The 12715-nt window shown below is 39.0% G+C and carries 13 protein-coding genes; 3 read left to right on the top strand and 10 right to left on the bottom strand.

The window, feature by feature from the left end; translation table 11 throughout:
* The first annotated feature begins 119 nt into the window (after window positions 1-119).
* The 3 genes from ACP8HI_RS02595 to yhbH all read left to right on the top strand — a co-directional run bounded on the left by ACP8HI_RS02595 (window position 120) and on the right by yhbH (window position 2910).
* Window positions 120-515: a hypothetical protein gene (locus ACP8HI_RS02595; protein ID WP_438349585.1), complete on the top strand. Its 396-nt coding sequence runs from the start codon at window positions 120-122 to the stop codon at window positions 513-515.
* Window positions 516-540: 25 nt separating this feature from the next.
* On the top strand, window positions 541-1392 hold the full coding sequence (locus ACP8HI_RS02590) for a DegV family protein (protein ID WP_438349584.1): 852 nt from the start codon (window positions 541-543) through the stop codon (window positions 1390-1392).
* A 357-nt stretch (window positions 1393-1749) separates the two neighbouring features.
* Window positions 1750-2910: a sporulation protein YhbH gene (gene yhbH, locus ACP8HI_RS02585; RefSeq protein WP_438349583.1), complete on the top strand. Its 1161-nt coding sequence runs from the start codon at window positions 1750-1752 to the stop codon at window positions 2908-2910.
* A gap of 31 nt (window positions 2911-2941) precedes the next feature.
* On the opposite strand, the gene ACP8HI_RS02580 is transcribed toward yhbH, so the two are convergent.
* From ACP8HI_RS02580 to ACP8HI_RS02535, 10 genes are all read right to left on the bottom strand, one after another.
* The gene (locus ACP8HI_RS02580) at window positions 2942-3457 is read right to left on the bottom strand and encodes a hypothetical protein (RefSeq protein WP_438349582.1); all 516 of its coding nucleotides are present in this window, start codon (window positions 3455-3457) and stop codon (window positions 2942-2944) included.
* Between the two features lie 422 nt (window positions 3458-3879).
* Window positions 3880-4116: a hypothetical protein gene (locus ACP8HI_RS02575; RefSeq protein ID WP_438349581.1), complete on the bottom strand. Its 237-nt coding sequence runs from the start codon at window positions 4114-4116 to the stop codon at window positions 3880-3882.
* A 434-nt stretch (window positions 4117-4550) separates the two neighbouring features.
* Window positions 4551-5177, bottom strand: coding sequence for a hypothetical protein (locus ACP8HI_RS02570; protein WP_438349580.1), 627 nt, complete (start codon window positions 5175-5177; stop codon window positions 4551-4553).
* Between the two features lie 491 nt (window positions 5178-5668).
* Window positions 5669-6082: a hypothetical protein gene (locus tag ACP8HI_RS02565; protein WP_438349579.1), complete on the bottom strand. Its 414-nt coding sequence runs from the start codon at window positions 6080-6082 to the stop codon at window positions 5669-5671.
* 21 nt (window positions 6083-6103) lie between these two features.
* The gene (locus tag ACP8HI_RS02560) at window positions 6104-6610 is read right to left on the bottom strand and encodes a hypothetical protein (RefSeq protein ID WP_438349578.1); all 507 of its coding nucleotides are present in this window, start codon (window positions 6608-6610) and stop codon (window positions 6104-6106) included.
* The gene (locus ACP8HI_RS02555) at window positions 6604-7425 is read right to left on the bottom strand and encodes an RHS repeat-associated core domain-containing protein (RefSeq protein ID WP_438349577.1); all 822 of its coding nucleotides are present in this window, start codon (window positions 7423-7425) and stop codon (window positions 6604-6606) included. Before ACP8HI_RS02555 ends, ACP8HI_RS02560 begins: the two co-directional genes overlap by 7 nt.
* 303 nt (window positions 7426-7728) lie before the next feature.
* On the bottom strand, window positions 7729-7950 hold the full coding sequence (locus ACP8HI_RS02550; RefSeq protein WP_438349576.1) for a hypothetical protein: 222 nt from the start codon (window positions 7948-7950) through the stop codon (window positions 7729-7731).
* A 14-nt stretch (window positions 7951-7964) separates the two neighbouring features.
* Window positions 7965-8996, bottom strand: coding sequence for an RHS repeat-associated core domain-containing protein (locus tag ACP8HI_RS02545; protein WP_438349575.1), 1032 nt, complete (start codon window positions 8994-8996; stop codon window positions 7965-7967).
* A 246-nt stretch (window positions 8997-9242) separates the two neighbouring features.
* Window positions 9243-9641, bottom strand: coding sequence for a barstar family protein (locus ACP8HI_RS02540; protein WP_438349574.1), 399 nt, complete (start codon window positions 9639-9641; stop codon window positions 9243-9245).
* A gap of 13 nt (window positions 9642-9654) precedes the next feature.
* Window positions 9655-12252, bottom strand: coding sequence for an RHS repeat-associated core domain-containing protein (locus ACP8HI_RS02535; protein ID WP_438349573.1), 2598 nt, complete (start codon window positions 12250-12252; stop codon window positions 9655-9657).
* Window positions 12253-12715 lie beyond the last annotated feature (463 nt).

The raw sequence follows: 12715 nt of genomic DNA, 5'->3' as shown, positions 1-12715 counted from the left end.
TATACCTTAATCCTTTGCCACCTTCCTTTCTTTAGGAGGGATAAATAACAATCCTTGATTTTTCCAGTCAAATATGGAAAAGTATTAGTATATTGAAATTTGTTAAGGAGAGATCAACGATGGACCCCATTGAATTACATCGTCCAACACCTGAACTAGCACCAATACCCCTCAAACATTCTGGGCTTGGTATCGCTTCCTTTGTTCTAGCTATAGTCAGTTTATTAGGCTATATAGCTTCTGTAGCCCTAATAGGCGCCAAGATCTCACCATATTTAAATGGTGAAGGGCTTCCCGCTTCAAGTGAGGAACTGTTTCAGATCGTAGGTGGCGTTGTTTTACTCGCTTTATTATTCGTATTATTAAATGTGATTGGTTTTGTTCTAGGTATTATTGGTGTAGTCTTAAAGAATAGAATGAAAATATTTGCGATATTCGGCTTGATTATGAATGGTGTCATCGTGCTATGTCTAGCTTTACTTTTTATTATCATTGTTATAAACGCTACAATTTAATCAATACATGATAAGGGAGAATCACATGCCAAATATTAAAATTTTCGTAGATAGTACAAGTGATTTACCCACCTCTTGGATTGAACAATTCAATATTGGCATCGTGCCTTTATACGTCGTCTTTGGAGAACAATCGTTGAAAGATGGCTTAGAGATTACGCCCGTTGATCTTTATCAGAAGGTTTCCGAGAATGGAACCCTACCGAAAACGGCTGCACCCTCACCTGCTGACTTTATTGCTGCATTCACTCCCTACATAGAACAAGGTGATCAGATTCTATTCATCAGTCTTTCTTCAGAGCTTTCTGCAACTTATCAGAATGCAATCATCGCTGCTGATGATTTCCCAGCAGACCAGATTACTGTATTCGATTCTTTGAACTTATCTTCCTCCATTGCGCTTTTAGTTATGAAAGCCGTTCACGCTGCTGAATCCGGGAGCTCATTGGAGGAAATCGTCACACTGCTGGAAGTTGTAAGACCTGAAATAGAAGCCGAGTTTGTTGTAGATACGCTCGAATACCTCTACAAAGGCGGGCGCTGCTCTGGTATGCAAAACCTCATCGGTAGCCTTCTAAAGATTCGTCCTATTATTAAAGTATCAGAGGGTAAAATGACTCCATCCGTTCGGGTTCGCGGTAAACGTGAAAAGGCTGTGGATATGCTATTACAAAACGCCCTTAATAAGAAAGACCTCATGGATCAGGATCTCATTATCGTCGTTCACTCCCTAGCAGAAGATGACGCCCTTCGTGTTCAAGCCAGTCTTCAACAGCACACGGAGGCTAAAGTAGTACTTGCCACCGCAGGCTGTGTCGTTTCTTGCCATTGTGGACCGCAAACCATTGGTATCATGTATTCCAAGAAACCCCAATAGATGTAGTTCAAAAAGTCCTCTTTTGATCACGAAGCATAGCAGGAGGAGTATTCGACATCGAAGATTGAATTCAGCCGGTCCTTCCGGTGCTCACGTAGGTACTGCCTACGCTCCGCTCCTCACTCCCTTGCTTCATCCAATCTTCTCGGTGCTGAAAACCTGACTTTTTGAACTCGAACTAATAAATAATTTCGAGAAACGACTTCACGGATCTATTACAGATCTGGGAGTCGTTTTTGTGTATTCGATGGTGAGCTTCAGATTTATTCCCGTTCTTCCTCACATATCATGCCTTCCAGTGAATATACTTACTTAACAACTATACTTACCGCATATTGCAGTGGGAGGTGCTCCGTCATGTCAATGTCACACCAACCTTATTCGTTCGTCGTTTCCCGCGAAGACTGGTCTCTACACCGAAAAGGCTATCAAGACCAAGTTCGGCATCAACAAAAAGTACGAGATGTCATTAAACAAAACTTGCCTGATCTCATTACTGAAGAGAATATTATCATGTCCGACGGCAAACAGATCATCAAAGTTCCAATCCGAAGTCTGGATGAATATCGTTTTATTTATAATTATCAGAAGCAGAAACACATCGGACAGGGTGATGGGGAAAGCCAGGTTGGAGATATACTCGGCCGTGATCCTGTACAGAAGCCTGGCAAGGGAGACAAAGCAGGTGATCAACCGGGATTAGATACTGTTGATGCCGAGATCAGCATTGAAGAGATTGAGAATATGCTTTTTGAAGAATTAGCCCTTCCCAACTTACAACAGAAAGATAAGGAGCAGATCGAGACCCACAAGATTGTATTTAATGATGTTCGTAAAAAGGGTATGATGTCTAATCTCGATAAGAAAAGAACGATTCTAGAAAATTTAAGAAGAAATGCTACAACTGGAAATCCTGGCATTCACGGTATTAATCCAGATGACTTAAGGTACAAAACATGGGATGACATTGTCGTTCCTGAATCCAATGCGGTCATCATCGCTATGATGGATACCTCTGGGAGCATGGGTTCTTTTGAGAAATATTGCGCTCGCAGCTTCTTCTTCTGGATGAATCGGTTCTTGCGTAAGCAATATGAAAAGGTTGAGATTGTGTTCATCGCACATCATACAGAAGCTAAAGAAGTTACCGAGAATGAGTTCTTCACACGCGGTGAAAGTGGCGGTACCATCTGTTCATCAGCCTACCAGAAAGCGCTTGAGATTATTGATCAGCGATATCCCCCTGCTAAATTCAATATTTATCCTTTTCACTTCTCAGATGGAGATAATCTATCATCCGACAATGAACGTTGTGTAAAATTAATTGGTGAGTTACTCAAAGTAAGTAATGTATTCGGTTATGGGGAAGTTAATCAGTACAATCGAAGCAGCACCTTGATGTCTGCCTATCGCAATATAAAAGTAGAACAATTTATGTATTATGTCATTAAGGAGAAGGGCGAGGTATATCAAGCATTGAAGAGCTTCTTTCAAAAACGTGAGGGTGTGCAGAGTTAATATAACAGACATTTCTAAGCCACATGGAGTATTAACTTACATGTGGTTTTTTTCGAATTTTTCTCTCCTCCTCACCATATTTGAATTCTATCAATCTTATCTTATAATTATTGATTAATTCATTCTCAGACAGCGACGTAGCAGTCTTGCCTCTCCCCACTTTCTCTTCTTTTATTACATTAGGAAATAAATAATTGTATCCGCTGTTTTCAATCATATCCTCCATATTGTAATCTTCCTCTCTTATAGTAAGAAAAATCCTTACTGGCTCTTCATTTTCGAACAAAATAACTTCCTCATTCCCACTCGCTAAGGTTTGTTTCCATTTAATAGTTTTATCACTACCAATACCGCCTTCAAAACCAAATCCATCAAATTCAACAATAACTTTATCATCTACAATCATTCTCTGACCATTGATTTCATACTCCAAGTAAAAAGGAAACTCTCCATAAGTATATGTAGGTTTAGGAGGATTTTTTTCAAATAAAGAATAAGTATATATTAAAATCCAAGGGCCTGTAGTACATGCGACTGTAAGAAGCATGGCTATTAATAAGACTATTAGTGATCGCTTCAGTTAATATCCCTCCAATTTATTATATACTGAGTTCCCTTCTATGATAGTTAGTTGAATGAGGGTTGAAATTACAAGTCCTTGTTTAATACCCAAGAGCCTTAAATTCATTAATGCAAGGAAATTTGCTACTACAGTAATTAACACTAACTCCATATGAATGTTCTCCTTACTTAATGTTATCGAGATCTTTTTTCAACTCTTATAGATCCTTATCGTTCCAAATCCAATCATGATAATATTTAATTTTTGGATACATGTATCTAGCTAGATGTAGAGATATACTACCCGCTTGGGTATTTATGTATATAGATTATATCGTCATATAGCTAAAAAAAATAAACCACACGGAGTATATACTCACATGCGGTAATAGTTTCTCTAATCACTCACTACTTTTCACCATATAAAACTCGCTGGGTCTGTCTCCCTACATAACCATAACTGGCAAGACAGCCTAACCGGGTATATTTAGGTTTATGTTCTAGTAACTCGCCTTCCAATGAATAAAAACAATATTGTGTCTCATAATCATCGAAGAAACCATAATCAACACTTGCTTCTTTTAAAGTCACTGCCTGATTACCTATAGTTTCGAAATAGCCCTGTTTCCAACCTTGAAAATTCACTTGAAATTATATCGTGGTAATGGATTGAACCTTCCACTTTGTTATTACAACATTCTCATAATGAAGAACATCTAATATATCTTGAGAGAGTAAATGTAATTCATCCATTTTTTCAGATTTTTTTATAACTCGAATCATCGCTCTTCGAATATTCCATTAATTGATATGGAGAAATCTCACGGCTATTATTAGAATAAGACCAGTGGCTTAAGAGGGATTTAATGCCCATAATATTTGATTCAAACAAATTAAAGTCAGGTTCATTATAGATATCCTCAATATTTTGCCACTTCATAGAATCACCTCTAAATTTAGAACCCAGGAGATAATTGTCTCCCCTTCATTAGGGAACTCGATCCTCATTTTAATGTTATCATATTAAAAAGAAACCACAATACGAGTGTTACTCGCATTGTGGTTAGATAATTTTTGTTCTACTCCAGTCTACTTGAAGTTCCTGCCCTAATATCGATTTCAAATTTCTCCTCAGGCAAGCCGAGATCTTCTGTCGTGTACATTATATAATGAGAAGAATTTTTCGTCGTTTCAAGCATCACCCAGTGATTAACCTCACTAACCCCAATTGCTGCAATCTTACGCAACTGAACATCAACTGGAATGTACATTTCCTCTCCCGAGCCAACATCCTTTAGGTAGAGCCTCGCATGACTGTTTTTTTGAAATAAATTAATTAAATCAATTCGATATTCATACTTTTCGTCTGTTGTGATCTTTATTGAGTCACTTTTTATCTTTTCGTTCGCCCAACCGTGAGTACTGACGCTTTGAATCAGGGCGGCAGAGAGTAGCGTTGATATCACTAGGACAACACAGATTCCAACATAATCTAATCCGCTCGTTGGAGCCCACCCTTTAATGAGTAATATAGTTAAAAATACAGCGAACAATAGAATTGGAATACCCGCACCACCTAATGTGGTAGTTCCTATAATATCCATTCCACGTTGGAAATATGCTGTTGATCCTAGAAGAAACCAAACAAATGATGAAGCACTAAATATTATTATTGCTATCAATATAAGCCGGAACCATACTCGCATACTTGCCCCTCCTTTTGAATGAACAAACATTAGCACAACTATCTCTCTAATATTGGCTCAATATATTATTTCTAGATGTCTATGTTGCTGTGCATAATTGAATGAGCTTGAATTTTGGTGCCGAATTTCTCAGCATCTTTGCCCCGCACATTATCTGCACCTTTAAATTTGCGTGTAAAAGGAGACCATAATGACCACTCACTTCCTCCAAAATCTCCTTGGACTGCATCCCTTTCATTCCTTTTCCTTTTACTTATCTATCCATTCTTGCGTAGTAGGTACCCGATATTAGCCGGATACATGGCTCACCTTACTCCAATTTATAAGATTATTAACTGAATACTCATGCTATCATGTGAGTACAGTTTATTCGGGGAAATAGTTATTGGCGGATTGTAAGTATGGATTCAGTGCATTCGGCACTAGGTAGCCCACAAAAAAAATTTCCTTGAAAGGCACGAAGCCAATCAAGGAAATAAATGTATAAATCTTCAATTTCTAAAATCCTTATAATGCTCAACCTTTTGTGCAAAATCACAAGCCTTTTCAAAATCACCACTTGTATAAAGTCTAGTTAATGTGGTACCCTCTTCCTCCCAATCAGGACCATACTGTAGCAGGTAATCTACGAACGATTCATAATATAATTTGTTTCTTTTATCTAAAAATATCAGTCTCTGATACAGCTTAATTACACAAGGTATCGGAAGAAAAAAGTGCTCATTTTCATAATCTATCACTTCTTCCAAACAGTCTGTATCGTTGGTATTCTCAATTTCCGAGAATAAATTATCAGATAAAGATTTAAGAATATTCCTCATGTTCTTTACTTCTTTATGTTCAAACTGCGACCAATCTTTATTTATTAACAAACATATTTGTTCAACTATGTCTTGAAGAGCCATGTTTTATGTTCTCCTCTCATATTATTTTGGATAATACGTAGAAACTCTTATAATTCCATCGTATTCCTTAGCAGTATAACCTACAGTACTTCCGTTAACTTGCACTGTCCGTTCAATTGTTTTCGAGGAACTCGGGAATTTCACTCCAGCTTTAATCGCAGATTGCACATCAGTAAGTATACCTGATTCGATTTCATCCATTGTACCGACATTCCGTACACTTCCTGTTCTATGTCCACTTTCACGATAACCATGCTCACTATTTATTTCTACTTTTATTCCTCCAACTTTGAAAGTGCGTTTTAGAGTAGCCCCTTCACCTTTTGTGCTGATTGGAGAGAGTTTACTTTTAACCGTACCATTAGAAGTCTTGGTACCTCTTTTACCTGCACTGCCACCTGCCATTCCCATACCGAGTAACGCGATATATTCTGCTTCTTTCGATTTAAAATAAGCACTTACTAGCTGTTCTCTTGCCCAATCCGAATTGCCTGCGTTATTAGTATAGGCACTAGTTCCCGTTAACAAGTCGTATAAGTAATTGTAACGATTTTCGTCCATGATGGAATAGAAATCGTAATGATTCTGTAAAAAACCTTATGTAACTTATAATTTAAATTATTTCTGTTTGAATTCGTTCTCTCCCTAGCATCGTTCAGTAAGCCTCTAAGTTCCTGTATGTCATAGGGTTCAAATTTAAAATTTCCACTCGGATCCGTATACCTCAACGGATTATTCTCCACATACGTATACAAATTCAACGTCTGAGGATTCTTAATATCCCCTTCATACGTATCCTCATTAATAAGCCGTCCAACGCTCGAATCCAAGTAACGTGCTCTCGCATACGTATACCCGCTATTAAAATCCAATCCTAACCCGGTGTAGCCAAACAAGTTGTCTGGTCCTGCCCAGTTCATATCAAACTTCTCTGGATCTTCCGCTACGCCGAATTCATCGTAGTGATAACGTGCTGAGACACTTCCATCTGCGCCTAGAAGGCCAATCGCACTTCCACGAACATCACTCATGTAATACAGTGTCTTCGGTGTGGTATTGCCTGCGGCTCCACTTGCTCCTGGGGTTGGTTCCCAATCGGTACTTGCATCTGCACTTGGCAGATAGCTCATGCTGATTCGTTCTCCACCAGCTCCGTAGACATAAGACTGCTTCCACTTGTTCCCGCTCGCATCCGTTGCCATTAATGGCTCTGGTAAACTTAACGTTATATCGTTAGCGAAGTAGATATCCATCTGTTGCTTCTTGTATTGTGGTTCCCAACCATCTCGCAACCCTGCTGGATTCGTGTTTGGGTAATTGCTCTTCTTCGTACCCGTGCCCAACGTAGAGTATTCTACAGTTACGAATTAATTTGAAAAAACCGTAAGATAACGAAGATAACAAACAACAGGTCAATCATGGTAGTATCTGACCATAATCGACCTGTTTTATGTAACGCTTTAGCGTTAATTAGGTTATACTTTTCAAGCATTTACGTGCGTACAAAGGAAATCAAGAAATTCTTGTAGCGGTATTACATGGGTTAAGTGTGTTATTGGTTGCATGATGAGTTCATTCGACACTGGGTAGCCCCCACCTAAAAAAGAAACCTTGAATGGCATTAAGCCAATCAAGGTCTTGTTGTACTAAATTTCAATTAAATTCCAAAGTTCTAATATACTTTTCTCATCAATTCGACCTTCCCTGAACAATTCCTCTGATGTCAGAAATGATTGAGTAAAACTATCTTTTCCTCTTGTTAAGTAGTATCCTTCTTTGTTTGTACTAATCCAGTACTCTTCATCTTGATAATAAAATTGGAACTCTTCGCCCCATCCTACTCGTTGGACTAATTCATTATACTCCAAATTCAAACACTCCTTTACTTACTCCTACTTGGATTGCCATCTTTATCATAAGTCCATGTATGTTCGTGTGGAGCTTCCGGATGAGTTTTAGGATTCTTATGATGAGTATAATCTACGTCTCTTACAGCCTTTCCATCAGACCCATACCATCTTCTCGTTAGTATTTCACCAGTTTGCTTGTCTAAGATATCCACCGATGAATTTGGTGTCCCATTTTTAGGATTTGGAACTGGTGTAGTAGTCGTATGGCTTGAAGTAGGCGTAACATCAATGGTCTTACCTTTATTAGATGTCAACATCTGTTTCGGAATATTACCCTTACCCTTAGAAGTCTTGTTACCTACATTTCTTTTACCTCCAATGCCACCTGCCATTCCCATACCGAGTAACGCAATATATTCTGCCTCTTTCGATTTAAAATAAGCACTTACTAGCTGTTCTCTTGCCCAATCAGAATTACCTGCATTATTAGTATAGGCACTAGTTCCCGTTAACAAGTCGTATAAGTAATTGTACCGGTTTTCGCCCATGATGGAATAAAATTCGTAATGATTCTGTATAAAATTCTTGTGTAACTGATAATATTTGTTTGTTCTGCTAGATTTCGATAACTTCCTAGCATCATCCAGTAAAATATTAAGTTCTAAATAATCAGAGGTTTTAAATTCGTAATAATGCCCACTCGGATCCGTATACCTCAATGGATTATTATACACATACGTATACAAATTCAACGTCTGCAGATTCTTAATATCCCCTTCATACGTATCCTCACTAATAAACCGTCCTACTTCAGAGTCAAAATAACGCGCACGAGCATAAGAATGACCGCTATTAAAGTCATATCCTAACCCAGTATAACCGAACAAGTTATCCGGTCCCGCCCAGTTCAAGTCGAACTTCTCTGAGTTTTTCGCTACCCCGAACTCGTCATAGTGGTATCGCGCTGAAACATTTGTCAGTGACCTTCTCGCCCTCCATATCGCATTAGGGTATTCTACAGTTGCGATAGATTTGAAAAAACCGCAAGAAAACGAAGGTAACAAATAACAGGTTAATCATGCTGTTATCTGACCATAAACAACCTGTTATTTGTAACGGTATTACGTTATCTAGGGTATATTATTCAAGCTTTCCTTGTGCGTACAAGAGAAATCAATAAAATTTTTGTAGCGGTATTACATGAGTTAAGTATGTTTTTGGTTGAATGGTGGGTTCATTCTGCACTGAGTAGCCCTCACCATAAAAAAAGAAACCTTGAAAGGCATGAAGCCAAACAAGGTTAAATTGAACTATTCCACCAGATATATTATAAAGGGTTTTGCTTTTCCTTCTACAACTACTTCTGTCACTTCTTCTTGCCAAAAAGGCAATATAACACTGGAAAAACCATCAATAACTGCTTTTTGGGATAATAAATCTTGACTCAAAAAATCCTTGTAGCTATAAATAAATAACACATATCCATCTTTATTAAGCCAATCCAAGTCTCTCATCCAGTCATTATAACTATCTATACTGCGAGATGGAAAAGGAAATTGAAAAACACTTGACATTGTAGTTAAAAAATCTGGTAATTGCTGAACATCACTGCTGTCTATCTCAGCAATATATAAAGAGTTGTCATTTTCAATCATTTTCTTGATATCAATCATTTCGTTGAATGAAACGTAATGTATTTTGTTTTCCATAGTTAATCCCCTTTTAATTAACTCTAATAAATTCTGGTAATTCCGTTGGACTTTTTATATCTCCATAATGGCTATCGGTATAATAAATTGATCCATCTGAACCTTTAACAAACCTTTCTGCATCTCTGCTTGCACCTGTTTTGTTATTCACATCAAACTCTTTGTAAGTAATAGGTTTCCCAGATGAATCTGTCGCGGGAAGCTTACCATTACTATTTTGGTAAGTACCACCCGCTTTTGTTCCTGTAGTTTGCCCTGCGACATTACCATTCCAACCATTTTTGCTATATTGGTTATAAGAATTTTGAACGTTACTCGGCAATTTATTAATGCTACTAGAGGCAATAGAATTTCCCGTGCCCTTAGAAGACTTGTTACCTACACTTCTTTTACCTCCAATGCCACCTGCCATTCCCATACCGAGTAACGCAATATATTCTGCCTCTTTCGATTTCTGGAAATCACCTAATAATTGTGCTTTTGCCCAGTCCGATTTTCCCGCAATATTACCATAGATACTAGTTCCCGTTATCAAGTCGAATAAGTAATTGTAACGGTTTTCACCCATGACGGATTTAAAGTCGTATCGATCCCGTATGGTATCCTTGTGTAACTGATAATATTTGTTTGTTCTGCTAGATTTCGATAACTTCCTAGCATCATCCAGTAAAATATTAAGTTCTAAATAATCAGAGGTTTTAAATTCGTAATAATGTCCACTCGGATCCACATACCTCAACGGATTATTAGCCACATACGTATACAAATTCAACGCCTGCGGATTCTTAATATCCCCTTCATACGTATCCTCACTAATAAAGCGTCCTACTTCAGAGTCAAGATAACGCGCACGTGCGTAAGAATGACCACTATTGAAGTCATATCCTAACCCAGTATAACCGAACATGTTATCCGGTCCTGCCCAGTTCAGATCGAACTTCTCTGGATCTTTCGCTACCCCGAACTCATCATAGTGGTAACGTGCTGAGACACTACCATCTGCGCCTAGGAGGCCTATCGCACTTCCACGAACATCACTCATGTAATAGAGTGTCTTCGGTGTGGTGTTGCCTGCGGCTCCACTTGCTCCTGGGGATGGTTCCCAATCAGTACTTGCATCTGCACTTGGCAGATAGCTCATACTGATTCGTTCCCCACCAGCTCCGTAGACATAGGACTGCTTCCACTTGTTCCCGCTCGCATCCGTTGCCATTAATGGCTCTGGTAAACTTAACGTTATATCGTTAGTGAAGTAGATGTCCATTTGTTGCTTCTTGTACTGCGGTTCCCAACCATCTCGCAATCCTGCGGGATTACTGCTTGGGTAATTACTCTGCTTCATACCCGTACCCAACGTTATGCTCATGGATACGCGATTGCTATCTCCATCATAACCATACGAAGTCTGATCTCCCGAGTAGTTCGTGTTCCCGATGAGACGGTTGGCTCCATCCCAACGATTAGATTCTATCGTCTGTGGACCAGAAAGTGCCATACTCATCAGACTATTTAGAGTATCCAGACTATCTAATGCTGTCGGATCGATTCCATATACATTCGCCGTAACGCTCAATCCAGTTAATGGGTCAACAACCCCTGGATCGATGACGCCTCCAATACTTGCATTTGGATCTACAATGCCTGTTGCATTGGGATCGATACCTACGTTCGGATCAATTTCCAACCCATACACACTATCCAATACTCCTGAATTGATAGCGTTACTCATTGTCGATGTAATCCCCATCCGCAGACTATTCATCGCAGCTACACTATCGATTCCGACGACGTCTAGCAAATTCCCACGTAGATCGTACGTGTAATCTCTATAGTCGCTTCCCTTGGACCAACTCATCAGTTTATTCGCTGCATCGTAGGTATAATCCTCTGTGGAGAGGATACCAGCATCATTGACCGCTACACTCAAACGGTTCCCTACAGCATCATAGCTGTAATTCGTTGTTGCACTGTTTAACTTCTGCACTTGGGTCAATTGGTCCAAGGCATCGTACATGTAATCTACTATTTCTGCAGGCTGTGTAGCACCTGTTGGGTTATCTTCATCACTTCCACCTGACTGGCGTTCGCTATGAAGTTGGTTCCCTGCTGGGTCATAGGTGTACTTCAATTGTTCTAGTAATGTGCTGCCAGGACCTTGATGCTGAATCTCTAGAACTTGTCCCACCGCATCGTAGTTATATGTGCTTTGCGTGTTGTTCGGTAGAGATTTACTAGCTAATCTACCATTGGCATCATAGGTATAGTTCGTCTTCAGACCTGTTCCATCTGTGACTTCTTCAATCTGACCGGATTTATCGTATGAATAACTGACTACGGTGTTGTCTGGATAGATGATCCGACTACGGTCACCCGTCGCTGTCCATTCATAACGAATGTTCTTATCGTTTCCATCAATGACTTCCGTTAGACGATTTAGAGCATCGAAGGTATAACGGGTGTCACCTGAACTATCTTTCATTAATGTACGTCGACCTGCAAGGTCATAACTGTAACTTACCTGTTGACCATCACCGTATATAATTTGATCTAGACGGTTAACAGCATCATAGCTGTATGAGGTCGCTAACTGATCTGGATATAGTGGTCGCATTATCCCTTTGAAACTTTGCGAACTCTTCACGTCCATCACGACCCGCATACCGTATCAATCGCTTCAACAATTTACATAGTTGCGATTGATTTGAAAATCCGCGAGAAAAAAAGATAACAAAAAATAGGTCAGTCATGTTGATGAATGACCATAATCGACTTTTCTAATGTATCTGTATTGCGTTATTTAGGTTATAAAATTCAGGCATGACCGTGCGTACAAACGGATTGAAGAAATTCTTGTAGCGGTATTACATGGGTTAAGTGTGTTATTAGTTGAATAGTAGGTTCAATCGGCACTGGCCCCCCTTATAAAGTGGTTGTACGTACTATTTAATTTGTTAAAACATCATATAGAGTTTACGAGCACTATGTCTATCCAGTAAATTATTTTAGGTTTATTCGTCACTAGGTAGCCCCACCAAATAGAGAAAACCTTGAAAGGCATTAGCCAATCAAGGTTT

Origin of the sequence: Paenibacillus sp. FA6, assembly GCF_051550225.1 — a bacterium.
Taxonomy (GTDB): domain Bacteria; phylum Bacillota; class Bacilli; order Paenibacillales; family Paenibacillaceae; genus Paenibacillus_AQ.
Note: the sequence above shows the minus strand (reverse complement) of the source record. Positions and strands in the feature narration are given on the sequence as shown.

Bases quoted from the DNA above. Each gene is read 5' to 3' on its own strand.
- ACP8HI_RS02590 (WP_438349584.1), top strand. From the start codon at position 541: ATGCCAAATATTAAAATTTTCGTAGATAGTACAAGTGATTTACCCACC.
- ACP8HI_RS02565 (WP_438349579.1), bottom strand. From the start codon at position 6,082: ATGGCTCTTCAAGACATAGTTGAACAAATATGTTTGTTAATAAATAAA.
- ACP8HI_RS02535 (WP_438349573.1), bottom strand. From the start codon at position 12,252: ATGCGACCACTATATCCAGATCAGTTAGCGACCTCATACAGCTATGAT.
- yhbH (WP_438349583.1), top strand. From the start codon at position 1,750: ATGTCAATGTCACACCAACCTTATTCGTTCGTCGTTTCCCGCGAAGAC.
- ACP8HI_RS02540 (WP_438349574.1), bottom strand. From the start codon at position 9,641: ATGGAAAACAAAATACATTACGTTTCATTCAACGAAATGATTGATATC.
- ACP8HI_RS02580 (WP_438349582.1), bottom strand. From the start codon at position 3,457: ATGCTTCTTACAGTCGCATGTACTACAGGCCCTTGGATTTTAATATAT.
- ACP8HI_RS02570 (WP_438349580.1), bottom strand. From the start codon at position 5,177: ATGCGAGTATGGTTCCGGCTTATATTGATAGCAATAATAATATTTAGT.
- ACP8HI_RS02595 (WP_438349585.1), top strand. From the start codon at position 120: ATGGACCCCATTGAATTACATCGTCCAACACCTGAACTAGCACCAATA.